This is a genomic window from Scrofimicrobium sp. R131 (assembly GCF_040256745.1).
Classification (GTDB): Bacteria; Actinomycetota; Actinomycetes; order Actinomycetales; family Actinomycetaceae; genus Scrofimicrobium; species Scrofimicrobium appendicitidis.
Map to the genome: position 1 here is coordinate 1,653,365 of NZ_CP138335.1, position 18,142 is coordinate 1,671,506.

Annotated in this window: 14 protein-coding genes and 1 pseudogene; 10 read left to right on the forward strand and 5 right to left on the reverse strand. The window is 63.1% G+C overall.

Annotation, left to right across the window (positions count from 1 at the left end; all coding sequences use genetic code 11):
- Positions 1–133 precede the first annotated feature (133 nt).
- Entirely contained in the window at positions 134–2,545 is a 2,412-nt protein-coding gene (locus tag SAC06_RS07665; RefSeq protein WP_350257714.1) for a YhgE/Pip domain-containing protein, read from the forward strand.
- Between the two features lie 11 nt (positions 2,546–2,556).
- Here SAC06_RS07665 and SAC06_RS07670 read toward each other — a convergent pair whose 3' ends face one another.
- On the reverse strand, positions 2,557–2,988 hold the full coding sequence (locus SAC06_RS07670) for a hypothetical protein (protein WP_350257715.1): 432 nt from the start codon (positions 2,986–2,988) through the stop codon (positions 2,557–2,559).
- A gap of 9 nt (positions 2,989–2,997) precedes the next feature.
- Complete coding sequence (locus SAC06_RS07675; protein WP_350257716.1) at positions 2,998–3,912, reverse strand: TIGR01777 family oxidoreductase; 915 nt, start codon at positions 3,910–3,912, stop codon at positions 2,998–3,000.
- Between the two features lie 110 nt (positions 3,913–4,022).
- Between SAC06_RS07675 and SAC06_RS07680 the strand changes: the two are divergent.
- The 7 genes and pseudogenes from SAC06_RS07680 to SAC06_RS07710 all read left to right on the forward strand — a co-directional run.
- Positions 4,023–4,202: pseudogene (locus tag SAC06_RS07680) on the forward strand (winged helix-turn-helix transcriptional regulator); the annotation flags it as partial.
- 48 nt (positions 4,203–4,250) lie between these two features.
- The gene (locus tag SAC06_RS07685) at positions 4,251–5,192 is read left to right on the forward strand and encodes an ROK family protein (protein ID WP_350259174.1); all 942 of its coding nucleotides are present in this window, start codon (positions 4,251–4,253) and stop codon (positions 5,190–5,192) included.
- Positions 5,193–5,385: 193 nt separating this feature from the next.
- Positions 5,386–6,486, forward strand: coding sequence for a substrate-binding domain-containing protein (locus tag SAC06_RS07690; RefSeq protein WP_350257717.1), 1,101 nt, complete (start codon positions 5,386–5,388; stop codon positions 6,484–6,486).
- Between the two features lie 62 nt (positions 6,487–6,548).
- On the forward strand, positions 6,549–8,075 hold the full coding sequence (locus SAC06_RS07695; protein ID WP_350257718.1) for a sugar ABC transporter ATP-binding protein: 1,527 nt from the start codon (positions 6,549–6,551) through the stop codon (positions 8,073–8,075).
- A complete protein-coding gene (locus SAC06_RS07700; protein ID WP_350257719.1) occupies positions 8,068–9,048 on the forward strand; it encodes an ABC transporter permease in 981 nt (326 codons plus the stop codon). The genes SAC06_RS07695 and SAC06_RS07700 overlap by 8 nt, the downstream gene beginning before the upstream one ends.
- Positions 9,045–10,046, forward strand: a complete 1,002-nt coding sequence (locus SAC06_RS07705) for an ABC transporter permease (protein WP_350257720.1) — start codon at positions 9,045–9,047, stop codon at positions 10,044–10,046. Before SAC06_RS07700 ends, SAC06_RS07705 begins: the two co-directional genes overlap by 4 nt.
- Positions 10,047–10,082: 36 nt before the next feature.
- Positions 10,083–11,336 carry a Gfo/Idh/MocA family oxidoreductase gene (locus SAC06_RS07710; protein WP_350257721.1) on the forward strand — a complete coding sequence of 418 codons (1,254 nt, stop codon included), beginning with the start codon at positions 10,083–10,085 and terminating at the stop codon, positions 11,334–11,336.
- Positions 11,337–11,364: 28 nt separating this feature from the next.
- Here SAC06_RS07710 and SAC06_RS07715 read toward each other — a convergent pair whose 3' ends face one another.
- Both SAC06_RS07715 and SAC06_RS07720 read right to left on the reverse strand, forming a co-directional pair.
- Positions 11,365–12,570, reverse strand: coding sequence for a glycoside hydrolase family 3 N-terminal domain-containing protein (locus SAC06_RS07715; protein ID WP_350257722.1), 1,206 nt, complete (start codon positions 12,568–12,570; stop codon positions 11,365–11,367).
- Between the two features lie 67 nt (positions 12,571–12,637).
- Entirely contained in the window at positions 12,638–13,687 is a 1,050-nt protein-coding gene (locus SAC06_RS07720) for a biotin/lipoate A/B protein ligase family protein (protein ID WP_350257723.1), read from the reverse strand.
- A gap of 138 nt (positions 13,688–13,825) precedes the next feature.
- Between SAC06_RS07720 and ilvD the strand changes: the two genes are divergently transcribed.
- Both ilvD and manA read left to right on the forward strand, forming a co-directional pair.
- Complete coding sequence (gene ilvD, locus SAC06_RS07725; protein WP_350257724.1) at positions 13,826–15,706, forward strand: dihydroxy-acid dehydratase; 1,881 nt, start codon at positions 13,826–13,828, stop codon at positions 15,704–15,706.
- A gap of 5 nt (positions 15,707–15,711) precedes the next feature.
- Positions 15,712–16,893: a mannose-6-phosphate isomerase, class I gene (manA, locus tag SAC06_RS07730; protein WP_350257725.1), complete on the forward strand. Its 1,182-nt coding sequence runs from the start codon at positions 15,712–15,714 to the stop codon at positions 16,891–16,893.
- Positions 16,894–16,970: 77 nt separating this feature from the next.
- Here manA and SAC06_RS07735 read toward each other — a convergent pair whose 3' ends face one another.
- Positions 16,971–18,122, reverse strand: a complete 1,152-nt coding sequence (locus tag SAC06_RS07735) for a branched-chain amino acid aminotransferase (protein WP_350257726.1) — start codon at positions 18,120–18,122, stop codon at positions 16,971–16,973.
- Positions 18,123–18,142: the final 20 nt, after the last annotated feature.

Consider the following 18,142-nt stretch of genomic DNA (forward strand, 5'->3'; position numbering starts at 1 on the left):
ACCCTACGCTACCGTAACCTTGAGAGTAGACTCTTAGTTTCGGATCGCCGCTGAGCTGGACAGTTCTGCTTGACGGCATCCGCGCCGCCCTCGGTTGGCGACGGGACTTAAGAGGTGTCGACAAGGAGTTCTCATGCGTGGCCCCAAACTCACCGGAAATGCGTTTGCCAATATTCTGGTCATTCTCGCCATCGCCTTCATTCCGCTGATGTACGGTGGCCTGCTGTCTTCGGCCTACCAGAGCCCAATTGAGCACCTGGACCACCTCCGCGCCGCAGTGGTGAATGAGGACCAGCCTGCCACCGCCAACCTGATCTCTGGCCAACGCCAGACTCTGGACGTTGGCGAAATGCTGGTCGACACCCTGACCGACCCGGCCCCCGGCCAAGACGTGGGCTTCACCTGGGAGGAGTTGGGTCGCGCCGATGCCGAGGCGCAGCTGGCAGACGGCACCCTGGCCGCCATCCTCTACGTCCCCCGCTCCCTGTCCGCCGACGTGATCCAAATTGGCACCTCGGCCGCCCCAAACGCCCGCCCAGCCCAATTAGAACTAGTCACAGACGACGGGGTCAACTACCTGACCGGGACGATGGCTCGCACGGTCGCAACCGCGTTGGAAGATGAAATCCGGGCCACCGCTTCCAAGACCTACGTCGACGCAATCCTGGGGTCCTTCGGCACGATTCGCCAGGGAATGGTCAGCGCCGCCGACGGGGCCGACCAGCTCAACACGGGGGCCGACCAGTTGGATCGGGGGCTGGGTGAGCTGAACAGCAAGATCCCGAGCCTGTCCGACGGCGCCTCGCAGCTTTCCAGTGGGGCCGAACAGTTGGCTGGCGGAGCCAACTCGCTCAACTCGGGCCTGGATGCCTACACCGCCGGCGTGGATCAGGCAGCCGCCGGCGCAAACACCCTGCGGGGGAAGACCGGACAGCTGCAGAGCGGAATTGAGCAGCTCCGAGCCGGAAGCGCACAGGTGGCAGCCGGCAACAAGAAGCTGGACGATGGGTTCCACCAGATCAGCGATCCGGTGTCTGAGTTGGCTCCGCTCCCCGACGAACTGCTGAAGCTGGTCCAGGACACCGCCGCCAACTTGGACGAGCTGTCCGCCCAATGCCAGCAGGACTACCCGGGCTCTGACCTGTGCCTCTTCCTGGAAGATTTGCAGTCACACCAGGGTGAGATCACCGCCAAGGCGGGCGAGATTGCCGACCAGGCAAACGAGGCCATCGGTGCGGTGGGCCAGCTCCAGGGCTCGCTGGACCAGCTGGCCGACGGCTCGGCCCAACTCGAATCCGGCCTGACCACCCTGCAAACTCAGGTCGGCTCCACCTCTGACGGGGCCGCCAACCAGACGCTGATCGGCGGGATCAACGCGCTCAGCTCCGGCCTGGACCAGCTGTCCGCCAACTCGGAGCAACTTCGGGCCGGCGGAGGTCAGCTGAGTGACGGCTCGCGCCAGCTCGCGGCCGGAACCTCGGAACTGAACTCCCAGGTGCCGACGTTGGCCGCGGGCGTCGGCCAGTTGGACGAGGGGGCCGGTCGCCTCCACGACGGCACCGAACAGTTGGCCGGAGCACTGGCCGAGGGCAGCGACCAGGTGCCCGACTACAACCACCAGGACCAGGATTCCATCGCCTCGACCGTGTCCCAGCTAGTTGGGGTGGAGCCGATCCGGGCCAACCCGGTGGCCAACAACGGGGCGGGCTTCAGCCCGATGTTCCTCTCGCTGGCGCTGTGGGTGGGCGCCATCGCCATCTTCCTGGTCCTGCCCGCGCTGGACCGAGGCGTCCGACCGGGTGAACACTGGGCCCTCCAGGCGATCCGCCCCGGCTCGACCGCCGCCCTGATGGCGATGATTCAGGCCGTGATTGCCGTGGTCCTGACCAACTTCTCAGTGCAGATGGAAGCTAAGGACCTGGCCGGGTTTGTCCTGGTGGCCGTGCTCGCCTCCCTCACGTTCGCGGTGATCAACCAGGCGTGCATTGCGGTTCTGGCCTACCGCGGGCGGTTCGTCTCGATCGTGCTGCTGGTTTTGCAGATCACGTCGATGGGCGCCACCTTCCCGGTGGAGACCATGCCGGCCTTCTTCCAGTGGATCCACCCGTGGTTGCCGATGACGTACACGCAGCTGTCCTTCCGCGCGTTGATTGCCGGCGCCGGGGTGCCCAACATTGTCTGGCACACCGTCGGGGTCCTGCTGCTCTGGTGGGTGGTCGCGGTGCTGGTAATTCTGTGGGCGGCGCACCACCGCTATCAGAAGCGGCCCCTCCCCTACGATCAGGCTCTGCTGCCCGACAACTACCCGCTGGACGAGGACGCCTCGCCGGAGGAGTTGGCCCGGCGCCGCGACCTGAAGACGGAAGTATTTGCCGATTGGCGCGCAGCTCGCCACGCGGTCGAAGGACGGTTCATCATGGACCGTCAGCGCCGCGGAGCCACCACCGCCGTGCTGGAGCCCTCGGCCCCGGATGAGCCAAACTCGGATCCGGAAGCCCCGGCCGCGGACGAGGGGGACTCACCCACCCCGACCGATCAGGGCTAGTCGCCGGAAGGTTACCCGCGCGCCCGTTTCTGCCAGTCGGGCCAAACCCGGGTGAGCGCGTCCACCAAGTCGATGGTTTCTCCGTCGCGGCCGCCCTTGCCCAGAATCAGGGGCGGGTCGGCCGGCTCCGGCCGAACTCCCCGCAGGCGCTCCAGCAGCGTCAGGGGCGCGGTGAGCAGGTAGAAGTTCCCGTCAACATCGACGCCCATCGAGCGGTTATCCCGCAGGTACCAGCCGCGCAGGGGGGTGCGGGCGCGAGCCCCATTCCCCGGGTGGGTAACGAAGAGTGGTTCGGGAGCGGGGCCGCCCTCGCGGGCCGCCTCGACGAACCGGGCCAGCAGCGCCCGCCCGGCCGCATACTCCTGTTCCTGTTCGGCCCGCAGGAGGGCAGCCCGGGCCCGGGCATTCTCCCGCCGCTGATCAGCCCAAGATGATGAGTCCATTCCCCTACTTTAGCTTTTGGCTGCGAGGGCGGCGGCGACCGCCTCGTCCACCGTTCGGTGCTGAAAACGGAACCCGCTGGCCAGCAGTGCGGCCGGAACTACGCGAGCGTCAGCCAGCAGCAGCGAGTCGGCAGCATCCGCCCCCAACGCAAGCCGCAGCGCCCAGGCGGGGGTGGGCAACCAGTAGGGCCGGTGAAGCTGTTTGGCCAGCGCGCGGCCCAACTCGCCAGCGGTGGCGGGCGCGGGACCGGTCAGGTTAACCGGGCCCGACCAGTCGGAGTCAACCAGGTGCAGGATTGCCTCCACCTCGTCCACCAGGGAAATCCACGGGAGGTACTGCGAGCCGGGACCCAGCCGGCCGCCCAACCCCAGTTTGGTCAAGCGCACCATCGGTTTGAGGACTCCCTGCCGGGAGACGACCGGGGCCGTTCGGAGCGTGACCACCCGGCTGGCGGGAGCAGCGGCCATGGCCTCAGCCTCCCACTGGCGACAGATTCCGGCCAGGAAAGTGTTGCCGACCGGGGACTCCTCGGTCAAGACCCGACCGGGCTGATTCCCGTAGTAGCCGACGGCCGAGGCGGAAATGAACGCCGGTGCTCCCGCGCCCAGCTCCCGCAGCGCGCTCGCCAACGTTCGGGTGGGAGCCAACCGGGAGCTGATCAGTTTCCGCCGGTAGCTGCGCGTCCAGGGCAGGCGTCCGATACTGGCCCCGTTTAGGTTGACCACCGCCCGCGCGCCCACCAGCACCTGCGAGTCAATTCGGCCCCCAAGCGGATCCCACTGCGACTCTTCATCGGTCCGGGCCAGTCCCCGGACTAGCTGCACCACCGGGATTTGGCGGGCCCGGGCAGCCTCAATCAGAGCGCGACCAATCAGTCCGGATCCACCACTGACAACCAGATGGCCTGTCGCGGAAACGTTCATCGTCTACTCCTGCTGCTCGCCGGTGCGATCATTTCCCAACCTAGTACAGGCTCCCGCTGGGCACTAGCGCAGCGGTGGGAGACGGTACTATCGGATCAGTTCGTTTGTCGATGCGGTGGAAGGGGTGGCCGGTGCCCACTGGGTCAAGAGATCCTGCAAAAGCCAACCGCTCCGCATTGCTTGCGGAACTATTGGCTGCCGGACCGATGTCCAGGGTTGAACTGTCCCGTCGGACCGGTCTTTCACCGGCCACGACCAACCGGCTCACTGCGGCGCTGCAAGAATCGGGCCTGGTCCAAGAGGTAGGTTCTGACCTCAGTACGGGTGGCCGGCCATCCATGCTGGTTCAATTCAACCCGGACGCTAGAAGAATCCTAGCTGCCGACATCACGCAGGATGTCGTCGAGACGGCCGCCATCAATTTGGGCGGGAAGATCGAAGAGAGACACTCTCGGGCAATCTCCGGACTCTCGCCGGAAGAGAAAGCCGAGGCACTGCGGTCCTCGCTGACAGAGGCGCTCGCAAGTTGGGAAGGTTTGCCGCCGGTGGCAGTAGGGGTCTCAGTTCCGGGACCGGTTACGGATGCCGGAGTGGTTACCCTTGCTCCGGCTGTCGGCTGGTACGACTTCCCACTGGGGAGCAAACTGGCCGACTGCTGCCCTGGCCCGATCATTGTGGAGAATGACGTCAACCTCATCGCCTATGGCGAGTTCTTCTGCGGCGCGATCCCCGAAGCCAACTCTTTGCTGGCGATCGGCGTCTTTCAAGGCGTAGGTGCGGGCATTGTGGAACACGGTCGTCTATGGCGCGGTCAGGGAGGGGCTGCCGGTCAGTTCGGGCGGATGCTAATGGACGTCAATGGTTTGCGCGAAGACCGCAAGGGATTCGGACAGGTAGAACGCCGTTTGGGCGAGACGGCCCTGCGGGATCGGGCGGTGGAAGCATCCGTACTTTTCTCCGACGACGCTTCGGCCGATGCGCTGTTCGACCAGGTTGAACGCGGCGAGCCCCGCGCTGCGGCCCTGTTCTCGGAAGCCATGGATGAGTACGCGTTCCAGTTGGTTAATCTGTGCGCAATCGTTGCTCCCGAAGTGATCGTGTTTGACGGACTGTTTGGCCGTTGGTCCCACCTGGTGATTCCAGCACTGTCGGAGCGCCTGCACGAGAACGTCCTCCACGAGCCGATCCTCTCTCCGTCAGGACTGCAGGGTGACGCAAAGTTGGTTGGCGCGGCCCTCTATGCCCTCGATGCCGCGGGAGGCATCCTGGAGCTGGCCTAGTTCGCCCTCTCTCAGACCGTTATCAAACTGTAATGGTTCACTTTGGCTTGATATCACGCACCTCCGCTGCAGCCGCCATCGCACTCGTTGATCTTGTGCTTGATCTCACTAATGACCCCTCCTAGAATGAGAGCTACCTTATTTGCATGATGAAAATAAGGTAGGTGAGCCAGATCGATCAAGGAGGAACGAAATGAAATCACGAGGTTTCGTCTGGTCCGCAGTAGCCGCCCTAGCAGGGGTTTCCCTCCTCGCGGGTTGTTCTTCACCGACACCAGCATCCGGTGGGAATGAACCAGCCACAGAATCCGGCGCCGAAGGAACCGCTTCTTCGGCCGGCCCGTTCACCATTGGGGTGAGCAACGCCTTCGTCGGAAGCGAGTATCGAACCCAGATGATCGAAGCCATTCAGGATGTGTTCGATGAGTACAAAGAGCAGGGTCTGGTTGATGACCTGATCCTGGAAAACGCAGACGCAGATGTGAACGGTCAGATTCAGCAGATTCGCAACCTAATCAACTCCGGGGTCGATGCCATTATCGTCGACCCCAACTCCGCCTCGGCTCTTTCGGCAGTCTTTAAGGAGGCCACCGACCAAGGGATTTTGGTCTACGCCATCGACCAGGCGGTCGACTCGCCCGAGGTCATTAACGTTGGCATCTCCCAGCAGGACCTGGGTGCGGCCAACGCGCAGTGGTTTGCCGACCAGTTGAAGGAAGGCGACAAGATTGTCACCGTCGAAGGCGCCACCGGAAACCCCGCCACGGACGCCCGCTGGGCCGGTGCCGAGCCAATCTTCAAGGAGAAAGGCATTGAAGTCCTGACCCGAGGCGATGGGGGCTGGGACCAGACAACCGGTCAGACCGTGGCCACTGACCTGCTAGCAACCTATCCCGAAATTGCCGGCATCTGGACCTACGACGGCATGGCCCAGGGCGTGCTCAAGGCAATTGAGGCCGCTGGCAAGACCGATTCAGTCGTGACCAGTGGCGAAGCACGCGTGGGTTTCATGCGCATGTGGAATGACCTGCTCCCCAGTGGGTTCTCCTCTGTCGGCATCATCAACCCCCCTGGCACCGGTGCCACGGCAATGCACTTCATCATCAACCAGCTTCAGGGGAAAGAAATCGATGAGAGCAAACTGGTCGACGGACACACTATTGTGTTGCCGCTTGCACCGGCCATCACCAACGAGAACTTCGAAGCGGAATGGGAAAAGGTGAAGGACCAACCCGACACCTATGTACTTGACTCAATCCTCAGCGCCGACGAGGTAGCTGCGTACTTCAAGTAGTCCCCTACTGGTGGTGGTGGGTACAACCCACCACCACCGCCAAGCCCGAATGGAGAGAGCCAATGTCTCTGCTCGAAATGACCGGGGTATCCAAACGTTACGGCGGGGTCCAGGCACTAGCTGAAGCCCACCTTGTCGTCGAGAAAGCACAGGTACACGGACTTCTGGGTCCAAACGGTTCCGGCAAGTCAACTTTGAACAAGGTGCTCACCGGCACGGTAAAACCGGACCGTGCCCACATTCGACTAGCAGGCCAAGATCTCCAGATCAATAGACCCCTGGACGCATACCACCATCGAATTTCTGCGGTTTACCAGCAACTCTCCTTGATCCCACAGCTCACCGTGGCTGAGAATCTTCTGCTCGGCACCGAGATTACGGGCCAGGGGTTTCTCAAGTCTCGCAAGATGCGCGCTGCAGCAGAGGAGGCAATTGCCCCGTTTTGGCCCGGCCTAGACGAGGGGACCACCCTGGACACAGAAGTGTCCCGCCTAAGCCCCGGCTCCCAGCAACTGGTTGAGGTCGCCAAAGCGATGGCACGGAAACCCCAGATCCTCGTTTTGGACGAAGCCACCGCGTCACTGCGTCGTGATCAGGTCCAACTGGTCTTTGACCAGGTCCACGCCCTGATCGAGCAGGAGGTGAGCGTTGTATTCGTGTCGCATCGCCTCGAAGAAATCCTGGCCCTCTGTTCGCACGCAACCATTCTGCGTAACGGGCAGACTGTGGCAACCGTGGATCTGGCCACAACCAGCCAACCCGAGCTGGTGCAACTGATGGTCGGCGAAGAACTCACCTCGGCGCCTCCGAATCGAACGACGGCCCGGGGAAAAAGCCGCGACCAGGTGGTGCTCGCGGTGGAAAACTTGCACTCAGAGACCCTGACCGGAGTTGATCTCGAAGTCCAGGCCGGGGAGATCGTTGGACTTGGTGGCCTGCAGGGTCAGGGCCAATCAGACCTGCTACACGTACTGTTTGGCGATTGGCCTCACTCCTCCGGGACCATCTCGACCGGAGGGCGCGTCCGGGATATTCGCCATCCCCGAGGAGGCATCGGTGCCGGACTGGCCCTAGTGCCTGGGGACCGCTCCACCCAGGGTCTGTTCATGAAACGCCCGATCCTCGAGAACCTATCCATTGTGAGCCTCCCCCGCCGGCTCCGCGGCGGAGTGTTCGTGTCCCTTCGACAGGAACGCAAGGTGGGCGGCGCTGAGGTACAACGCCTCAGGATCAAAATCGGTAGCCTTGACGACCCTGTCAGTTCCCTCTCCGGTGGGAACCAACAGAAAGTGGTCCTCGGCAAATGGCTGCTTGACCAACCGCAAGTGGTGCTCCTAGACGATCCCACCAAGGGAGTCGACATTGGGGCCAAGAGTGAGATCTACTCGATCATCCGCGAACTGACAGCCGCCGGAGTTGGGGTGGTGTTGAACTCTTCGGATGATGAAGAACTGCTGGAGCTTTGCGACCGAGTCCTGGTCATGTACGAGGGCGCCGTCGTTGATCACCTAATCGGAGACGAGATCACCAAAGACAATCTGGTCGCGGCTGCGCTTCGTGTCGAAGAGAAAGGCGGGGATCATGTCTGAGCTCATCGTCCGAGACGGGTCAAAACCGTGGACTTCCCGACTGACGTTCACGCTCTCAAGCGCTATCACGGGACTCCTTTTGGTTGCAGTGGTGGTCGTCAACGTGGCCGTTCAGCCAACCTTCTTCACCCTCTATTCGTTCACCAGCAACTTTGCGACGTTTGTTCCGCTGGTGTTCGCTGCCCTGGCCCAGGCAATTGTCGTGATCGGTGGTGGACTGGACCTTTCAATCGGAGCACAGGTTGCCCTGATCTCGGTCATCGCACTCCGAGTGATGGACGGGCAAGATAGCCGAATTGTCCTGGGTCTCTTGGCAGCAATACTTGCCGGGGCCATCTGCGGGGCCATCAATGGCCTGGTCGTGGCGATAGTTCGTTTGCAGCCGCTGATCGCCACTTTTGCCACCGCATCGGTCTTTTCCGGCTTGGCTCTGTTTGTCCTGCCTGCCCCAGGCGGAGCGGTCCCACCAGCCATGACTAGCGGTTACCGAATGGCGGTGGCGTTCGTTCCGGTGCCGGTGATCATTGTGGTTCTCGGCGGTCTCTTGTGGTGGATGGTGTCAAAGACAAAGTTCGTCCGCCACCTGTACGCAGTCGGAGGAGACAGAGAGGCCGCCTACGCCTCCCTAGTCCCGGTCACTTCGGTCATATTTTCCAGTTTCACCGTGGCCTCGGTTTTCACCAGCTTCGCGGCTTTTGCCGTGTTGGCCAATACTGGCTCAGGTGATCCACTAATCGGCGCCAACATGGCATTAGACTCAATCGCCGCAGTAGTTTTGGGCGGGATTGCCTTGAGCGGTGGTCGAGGCAAACCCATTGGCGCCATCGCCGGCGCTCTGATTCTGGCCATCAGCACCAACATTTTGGCCTTTATGCGCGTACCCACCACCTACCGAGCTTTGGCGAGCGGGCTCATCATTATCTTCGCCCTTGCACTCTCGGTCCTGACTACCGGCAAGGGAGGCAAGAAATGAGGCAGCCTGAAGCTCCCCTAGAGGAGATGCCTACCGGAACTCGCAATTCTGTTCCATCTTGGCTGAGAAACCCCGCGCTAGTAGCCGGAATCATCGCGATCATTCTGATCGTGGTGGGCCAGCTGGTATCCCCCGGATTTGGCTCATACGGCCAGGTGGTCTCAATGCTGCGGGTCGCTAGTTTCCTCGGATTTATCGCCATCGGACAGACGATCGTCATTCTCACCGGCGGAGACGGAATCGACCTTTCGGTGGGCAAGGTGGCGACATTTGCGGCCATCATTGCCTCCAAGATGATGGCCGGATCAGATGAAGGCCTGCTGTTGGCCATAGCGGTTCCTTTGGCGGTTGGAGCCGCCATTGGTCTGGTCAACGGCCTCGGGGTCCTCTATCTTCGGATCCCGCCGTTTGTCATGACTCTGGGGATGATGGGCGTGGTTCAGGGGTTGATCCTGGCCTACACCCAAGGAAAAGCTGGGGGACGCAGCGCCCCGGCCTTGACGGCGTTGGTCAACGACAGATGGCTTTTCCAGCTCCCAGGAGTCCTCTTCCTGTGGTTGATCGCCACCATCTTGATCACCCTTATGCTTCGACACACGTCACTGGGCTGGAACATCTACGCCGTCGGCGCTAATCGGACTGCGGCCAGGCTATCCGGAGTGCCAGTCAATCGAACCATCCTCCTGGCCTACTCCGCTTCGGGCCTGTTCGCAGCTCTGGGCGGGATCATGCTGCTCGGTTACACGGAGACGGTGTTCCTGAATTTGGCGGATGACTACACGTTGCGTTCGGTGGCCGCGGTTGTGATCGGAGGAACGCTGGTTTCGGGAGGAATCGGCGGATACGTGGGCTCAGCAGTCGGCGCAATCCTACTGACAGTCCTGACTTCGTTCCTCACCACCATCAACATGCCGGAATCGGGCCGGATCGTGATCAACGGTTTGGTCCTAATCACTCTCTTGGCCGTCTATGGCCGCCAGCGGCGGTTGCGGTCCTAATCCCCATCTCGACAAAAACAAAGAAAGGTACTGGCAATGACTGAACGAAAGACTCTTGGGGTCGGCATCCTCGGCGCAGGCTTCATTGGGAATTTCCACGTCCGCGCCTGGCAGGGGGTCCGGGATGGCGACATTGTCGCAGTCTGCTCCCGCACTCTGACCAAGGCCAAAGAACTCGCGAAGACGGCCGCCGAGACGGGAGTGGGAACCGACGTAGCCTCCTACACCGACGTGGTTGATCTGGTTCGGGACCCGCGGGTAGACGCCATCTGGGTCCTAACCCCCAACTACACGAGGTTGGAGGTAATTCGCGCTATTACTGACGAGGTGATTCAAGGACGCGCTGAGCTAACTGCCATCGCCATTGAGAAACCACTGGGCCGCACCGTAGCTGAAGCCACAGAGGTGTTGGAAATGGTCCAAAGCGCAGGGCTTCTACACGGCTACCTGGAGAACCAGGTCTACGCTCCCGGACTGGTAAGGGCACGGGAGGTGATTTGGCAGCGGGGAGCAGCTGCAGCCGGCTCACCCTACCTGGCCCGGGCCGCAGAAGAACATTCTGGCCCCCACAACACTTGGTTCTGGAACGGGGTGACGGAAGGCGGAGGCGTCCTAAACGACATGATGTGCCATTCGGTGGAGGCCGGCAGGTTCCTGCTCACCCCTCCGGGCAAATCCTCTTCCGAGTGGCTTCGACCAGTGGCGGTGACCGCCACCATTGCTAGTTTGAAATGGGGCCGGGAGGAATACGCACGCCAGTTGAAGGCAGACTACCCGGGCGTGGTGGACTATACCAAGAGCCCCAGCGAGGACTACGCCCACGCGGTCTTTGAGTTTGTCAACGGCGACGGTGAACCGGTCGTGGTCGAAGCTACCACCTCGTGGAGCTACGTTGGAGCGGGCCTACGCCTCTCCTTCGAACTTCTTGGCCCAGAGTACTCCATGGAGTCAGACACCCTTTCTACCGAGTCGAAAGTGTTCTTGTCACGATCCCTGGAACAGTCCGAAGGTGAGGACCTAATTGAGAAGCAGAACGCGGAACAGGGACTCATGCCGCTTCTCTCAGACGAATCCGTCAGCTACGGCTACACCGGAGAGAATGCAGCCCTCACCCGCGACTTTCTCAATGGCACCCAGCCCCTGGAGTCCCTCGTGGCCGGAGTGGAAGTCATGGAACTACTGATGGCGGCCTATCGGGCGGCCGAAACCGGTCAGACCGTGCGCTGGCCAATCGACCTGCACGATTTCGTGCCGGCGGTCGCCAAGGGAGAGTGGAACCCACGGGCCTAGCGTGGCGGGAGGGGCTCAGGCCCCTCCCCTACTCGGCCAGGCTGGAGCGCAGTTCCGTCAACCGGATTCCCGCCTCGCGCAGCTGCTGGTGCGGCAGCGAACCGTCCTGCACTGCCGCGGCAATCCCGTTGACGAGTTCGTGCGCGAACGCGGTTGCGGCCGGACCGGTGTCGCCGTCAATATCCAACACCAGGGTGGCCCCGGCATTGAGAGCTGCAACCGCGTTGGCCACCGGGTCGGCAAACTGGGCTTCACCCGAGTCGCGGAGCATCTTCAAATCATCGGTCACGATGATCCCGTCAAAGCCGAGCTGTTGGCGCAGAATCTGGTTCCATCGAGCTGAAAGTGAGGCCGGCTCGGGGGCAATCTCTGGGAACAGCAGGTGCCCGACCATCACCATTTCGGCCCCGGCGTCGATCCCGGCCGCAAACGGGAGCGCGGCTGTTTGCGCCCACTGATCGGGATCTATACTGCCAACCGGCACCGTGAAGTGGGAGTCTTCCTCAATCAGGCCGTGCCCGGGGAAATGCTTCAGGGTGGAAAATACTTCCCCATTTTCACCCGCAACCGCCGCGCTGACCCGCTCGGCCGCCGCTTCCGGGGTGGTGCCCAGGACTCGCGGCCAGATGGCGGCGTTCTCGTCGGCGGTCGTGTCCGCCACAATCCCAAAGTTCGTGTTAATTCCCAGTGACTTCAAGTACTCGCCGCGTGCATGGAATGACGCTTCAGTCTGAGCCGGGTCCTGGTCACGCAGGTCCTCCGGCGACTCTCCCGGATCGTCCGCCAGGCGGGAAACCAAGCCACCCTCCTGATCGATGGCCACCAGCAGCGGTAGGCCACCCACCTGACCCCACTGCGCGACACTCTGCGCCAACCCCGACTCGGGGTCGGGAACGTTGTCCGACATCAGGATCAGGCCGGCGGGGCGAATGTCGTCCACGAAAGTCTTGATCTGGCTGACGTCGGTTCCGGGATAGTGCAGCATCAGCACGGAGGCCGCCTGCTCCAGTGGGCTCAGCTGATCCCAGTACTGGGCCGCATCGGGATCCACGGTTCGCTCGGGCAACTGCGAGTAATCGTCAGACTGCGCGGTCTCAAGGGCGCCCGGACCGGATTGGGATTGCTCTCCCAGGGTGCGGCCCCCGGTGGATGAGGTGCAGCCGGCCGCAGCCAGCAAACTGGTCACGCCCAGGGCGACGATTCCGATCGAACGGGGACTCAAAGGTAGTTTCACGGGCCAATTACCTCACGAACAGGCTGCGGTTGGCAGCTTGGGGTTGGGAGCGTTGTCAGTTTTCCGCTTAGGGAATGCGGTAGACCCACTCGGGCGACGAGAACTTGTCCTCGGCCCGGCGCTCGGCTACTTCCAGGTCGGCCGCGGTGATCTCACCCGGGTCAGCCAGATACTTCTGCGCGAAGTGGTCCTTCAGGACCTCGATGATATCTTCGCGGGCCATCCCGGTCTGGCTCCGCATCGGGTCCACCCGTTTGACGGCCGAACGCAAGCCTTTGTCCCGGATCTTCTCTTTGCCGATCCGCAGGCATTCGTTCATCTTGACCGCGTCGATGTCGTAGGCCATGGTCACGTGGTGAACCATGTAGCCGTTTGCGAACCGCTTCTGGGCGGCGCCCCCAATTTTCCCTTTCTCAGAGGCTATGTCGTTGAGGGGAACGTAGGTGGCGTTGACCCCCACCTTCTTCAGCGCCTCGATCACCCACTCATCCAGGAACGGGTAGGCGGCCTCAAAGCTGAGCCCGTCGACCAGCGCGGTGGGCACCACCAGCGAGTAGGTGATGCAGTTCCCGGGTTCCATGAACATGGCTCCCCCACCGCTGATCCGGCGCGACACGGTGATCCCGTGCCGATCGATCCCCTCCTGGTTGATCTCGTTGTCGTAGGACTGGAACGAGCCGATCACGATCTGGGGGGCGTTCCACTCCCAGATCCGCATGAACGGACGGCGCCGTCCGGCCGCCACGTCCTCAACCAGCGTCTCATCCAAGGCCACGTTGATCACCGGGGCCACGGACGGGCCGTGAATCACCTCGAAATCAATGTCGTCCCAGGACAGGGCCGCTCCCAGGGCCCGCCGAATGGCCACCCCGATCGCCCCGGGGGAGACCCCCATCAGCACGTCGGTTGGCTCCAGCGCCACCTCCATCCGGGTGGTCAACTCGGCTCCGCTCAGGTCGGCCGGGGCCCCCAGGACCGCGGCTTGCATTCGGAACAGGGCCTCGTCTGGCTCTATGAAAAAATCCCCGCTCAGCGTCAGCGACGAGATCACTCCTTCGTTGACCTCAACGTCAGCGACGACTAGCTTTCCTCCAGGCATCTTGTATTCACCGTGCATGACCCCCATTATCGCAGCTTTATCCGGCGACCGAGTTCGCCGGTAGATTATCGGTCAGTGGTCTTCATGGCCAAACGTTTAGTTAGGCTCCTACACTTGAGAAAAGATTAGCTGGACCGACAATTTGTGGGAGGAATCATGCCGAGGCAACTACGTTCTGCCACCTCGACGCAGGGACGAAATATGGCTGGGGCGCGGGCCCTCTGGCGAGCCACGGGGATGGGTGACGACGACTTCGGCAAACCCATCATCGCGGTGGTTAACTCCTTCACCGAGTTCGTTCCCGGGCACGTCCACCTGCGCAACATGGGCAAGCTGGTGGCCGATGAGATCCACCGGGTTGGCGGGGTAGCCAAAGAGTTCAACACGATTGCGGTGGATGACGGCATTGCCATGGGTCACTCCGGGATGCTCTACTCGCTGCCCTCGCGCGAGGTGATCGCCGACTCGGTTGAGTACATGGTCAACGCCCACTGCGCCGACGCCATGGTCTGCATTTCCAACTGTGACAAAATCACCCCGGGAATGCTGCTAGCCGCTTTGCGGCTGAACATCCCGGTCGTGTTTGTTTCCGGTGGTCCGATGGAGGCCGGCAAGAACATCCCGGCCGATGCCATCATCGGGGACTCCCAGACTGGACACGGCAACCTGATCACCGTGATGAACGCGACCGCGGACGATTCCATCTCTGACGAGAAGCTGCTCGAAATTGAGAAGCTGGCCTGCCCCACCTGCGGCTCCTGCTCCGGCATGTTTACCGCCAACTCGATGAACTGCCTGACCGAGGCCCTGGGCTTGTCCCTGCCCGGCAACGGCTCAACCCTGGCCACCCACGTGGCCCGCAAAGCCCTGTTCGAGGAGGCTGGCCGCCTGATCGTGGACCTGTGTCAGCGCTACTACAACGAGGATGACGACTCGGTCCTGCCGCGCGCCATCGCCACCAAGGACGCGTTCCGGAACGCCATGGCGCTGGACATGGCCATGGGCGGCTCCTCCAACACGGTGCTGCACATCCTGGCCGCCGCCCACGAGGGCGAGGTGGACTTTGACCTGGAGGATATCGGCGAGATTGGCGCCCGGATCCCCGTGCTCTCGAAGGTGGCCCCCAACCACAACGACTACCACATGGAGGACGTCCACCGGGCCGGTGGCATTCCCGCACTGCTGGGCGAGTTGCGCCGGGCCGGCCTGCTGAACCGGGACGTGCACACCGTGCATTCACCGGACCTGGACTCGTGGCTGGATCGCTGGGATATCCGGGCGGAAAACCCCAGCCAGGAAGCGCTGGACCTGTTCAGCGCCGCCCCGGGGAACGTCCGCACCACCGAAGCGTTCTCCACCAATAATCGCTGGGCCGAACTCGACACCGATGCGGCCAACGGCTGCATCCGGGATCTGGAGCACGCCTACACCAAAGAGGGCGGCCTGACCGTGCTGCGGGGCAACATTGCCGAGGACGGTGCCATCATCAAGTCCGCCGGCGTGGACCCCTCCCTGTTCAGGTTCCAGGGGCGCGCCCGGGTGATGGAGTCCCAGGAGGAAGCCATCGAGAAAATCCTGGACAAGACCGTGGAAGCTGGGGACGTGGTGGTGATCCGCTACGAGGGTCCCGCCGGCGGGCCCGGCATGCAGGAAATGCTCTACCCCACCTCGTTTATCAAGGGCCGCGGACTTGGAGCCAAGTGTGCGCTGATCACCGACGGGCGCTTCTCCGGGGGCACCTCCGGCATCTCGGTCGGACACATCTCCCCGGAAGCTGCCGCCGGCGGCGCCATTGGCCTGATTGAAGACGGGGATGAGATCTTGATTGACGTGAACCGGGGCCTGCTGGAACTGCTGGTGGACGACGCCGAGTTGGAGCGGCGCCGGGCCGAGCAGGAGGCCCGGGAACACCCGTGGACCCCGCGCACCCGCGAACGCCACGTCTCCCCCGCCCTCCAGCTGTATGCGGCCACCGCCCTGTCCGCTGACCGGGGCGCGGCCCGCGACGTCAGCAAAGTTCTGAAGGCGAGGTCCTAACCCCATTGCTGCGGATCACAGGTTTTCCACAACACTACGCGTGGGGATCCCACGTTCGATTGCCGGAGTTCCTGGGGACCAGTCCCAGTCCTGAACCGTTGGCCGAACTCTGGTTTGGCGCCCACGAACTGGGCTCTGCCACCACCGCGACCGGCGAGCGACTGGCTGACCTGATTGCGACCCACCCCCGGGAGTACCTGGGCCCCTCCACCCGGTTCATGTTTGGCGACCGCCTGCCCTACCTGATGAAGCTGATCGCACCGGCGGCCCCGCTCTCTTTGCAGGTGCACCCGAACAAGCGCCAGGCCGAGGCGGGTTTTTCAGCCGAGGAGGAAGACGGGATTGGCCGGTCTGATCCCCAGCGGATTTACCGCGACGACAACCACAAGCCGGAGCTGCTGTACGCGCTGACCGAGTTCACCCTGCTGGCTGGATTCTCGGTGCGTCGGCAGGTGCGAGAGCTGCTAGACGGGCTGGAGGTTCCCCTCGCCTATCGCCTGGGCCGGCGCCTCCGCCTGGCCGCGGGCCGGGCGATGAAACCGGTGGTGTCCTGGCTGCTGGACCCTGATTCAGCCCCGGACCGGGCCGAAATCGACCAGTTTGCCCAGGCGTGCTCGGAGCGACTGGAGGCGGGCCGCTCCCCCCTCCCCCTGCTCGACTCCACCGTCCGCTATCTGGCAGAGGCCTATCCGGGCGATCCCGGCGTGATCGTGGCGTTCCTGATGAACCCGGTTCGACTGGAACCGGGAGAAGCCATCTATCTGCCCCCTCGAACCCTCCACTCGTACCTGGATGGCTTCGGACTGGAAGTGATGGCCAACTCGGACAACGTGATTCGGGCCGGGCTCACCCCCAAGCACATCGACCGCACCCAACTGGTCGAGGTGGGCCAGTTCGACGCCCACCCGCCGGTGCGCCTGGCCCCGGAGTACCCGTCGGAGGGGATCCGACGCTACTACGCACCGGTCGAGGACTTCGAGCTCTCGGTGGTGTCCCTGGACGCGCAGACGATGCCGCTGCTTGGGACCGGCCCCCGCCTCGTCATTTGTCTCCAGGGTTCACCCACGGTGATGACCCGAGCCGGAGAGCTGGAACTGCGCCGGGGCGAGTGCGTGTTCGTCACCGCCAGCGAAGGGCCAATGCTGAGCTCCGGCACCGGCGTCCTGGCCCAGTGCGCGGTGCCGTAACCCGGCCTTTCGGTCAGACCGGTTGACCCCGGCCTCCTGGTGGGGGCCGGGGTCAACTGATTGGGGGTTTGGTCGCGCTAGACCAGGCGGTACATCCACCCGTGCCGGTCCGGCACCAGCCCGCGCTGAATGCCGCCAAGTTCGTCGTGAATGGCCGCGGTCAGCTCGGTTCCAGGGAGGGTAAAGTCGAAGCCGTCGCCGGCAATCCGACCGATCGGGGTCACCACCGCGGCGGTCCCGCAGGCAAACATTTCCGTGATCTCGCCCGCTTCGATTCCCGCCACCAGCTCGGCCAGGCTGAGCGCAGTTTCGGTCACCGGCACGCCCCGGTCAGCCAGCAGCTGCATGATGGCCGAGCGGGTTCCGCCTTCCAGGATGGAGCCGGACAGAGCCGGGGTCAGGACCGTGCCGTCAGCCCGTCGAACAAAGACGTTCATCCCGCCCAGTTCCTCCAGCACCGAGTTGGTCGCCGCGTCCAGGTAGCAGACCTGGTCAAATCCCTGCTGGGCCGCCAGCTGTTGCGGGAGCAGCGAAGCCGCGTAGTTGCCGCCGGTCTTGGCCGCCCCGGTGCCGCCGGGAGCCGCCCGGTGATAGTCGGTGGAAACCCAGATTGAGACGGGCTTCAGCCCACCCTTGAAGTAGGGGCCAACCGGCGAGGCAATCACCAGGTACAGGTACTCGCGGGCGGGCCGCACCCCGAGGAACGGCTCGGAAGCAATCATCATTGGCCGCAGGTACAGGGCCGAGTCCGGGATAGAGGGCACCCAGTTGGCATCGACCCGCACCAACTGCACGATCGAGCCGAGGAAGTCCTCCACCGGCAGGCTCGGCATCGCCATCCGCACCGCGGACTGGTTCATCCGGGCCGCGTTGAACGTCGGGCGGAACGTCCAGACAGATCCGTCGGCCCACCGGTAGGCCTTCAATCCTTCGAAGATTTCCTGCCCGTAGTGCAGGACTGCGGCCGAGGGATCCAGCGCCAGCGGGGCGTAGGCCTCGACGCTTCGGCCGTGCCACCCCTCTTCCGGGTTCCAGGCCTCGATCGCCAGGTGGTCGCTAAAAGTGGTGCCAAAATCCAGGTCACGCAGGGCCTGAGCCCGCTCTTCGTCGGAGGCGGGAGTCGGGTTCTGGGAGACCGGGAACCGGGAAGCAACCTCGTCCGCGTTCGGTACCGGCACCGCTGCCGCTTCCTCTAGTTCACTGAGTTGACGGACCGTACTTTCAGTCATTGGTGACTTCTCTCCACTTG

Bases quoted from the DNA above. Each gene is read 5' to 3' on its own strand.
- SAC06_RS07665 (WP_350257714.1), top strand. From the start codon at position 134: ATGCGTGGCCCCAAACTCACCGGAAATGCGTTTGCCAATATTCTGGTC.
- SAC06_RS07670 (WP_350257715.1), bottom strand. From the start codon at position 2,988: ATGGACTCATCATCTTGGGCTGATCAGCGGCGGGAGAATGCCCGGGCC.
- SAC06_RS07675 (WP_350257716.1), bottom strand. From the start codon at position 3,912: ATGAACGTTTCCGCGACAGGCCATCTGGTTGTCAGTGGTGGATCCGGA.
- SAC06_RS07685 (WP_350259174.1), top strand. From the start codon at position 4,251: ATGCTGGTTCAATTCAACCCGGACGCTAGAAGAATCCTAGCTGCCGAC.
- SAC06_RS07690 (WP_350257717.1), top strand. From the start codon at position 5,386: ATGAAATCACGAGGTTTCGTCTGGTCCGCAGTAGCCGCCCTAGCAGGG.
- SAC06_RS07695 (WP_350257718.1), top strand. From the start codon at position 6,549: ATGTCTCTGCTCGAAATGACCGGGGTATCCAAACGTTACGGCGGGGTC.
- SAC06_RS07700 (WP_350257719.1), top strand. From the start codon at position 8,068: ATGTCTGAGCTCATCGTCCGAGACGGGTCAAAACCGTGGACTTCCCGA.
- SAC06_RS07705 (WP_350257720.1), top strand. From the start codon at position 9,045: ATGAGGCAGCCTGAAGCTCCCCTAGAGGAGATGCCTACCGGAACTCGC.
- SAC06_RS07710 (WP_350257721.1), top strand. From the start codon at position 10,083: ATGACTGAACGAAAGACTCTTGGGGTCGGCATCCTCGGCGCAGGCTTC.
- SAC06_RS07720 (WP_350257723.1), bottom strand. From the start codon at position 13,687: ATGCACGGTGAATACAAGATGCCTGGAGGAAAGCTAGTCGTCGCTGAC.
- ilvD (WP_350257724.1), top strand. From the start codon at position 13,826: ATGCCGAGGCAACTACGTTCTGCCACCTCGACGCAGGGACGAAATATG.
- SAC06_RS07735 (WP_350257726.1), bottom strand. From the start codon at position 18,122: ATGACTGAAAGTACGGTCCGTCAACTCAGTGAACTAGAGGAAGCGGCA.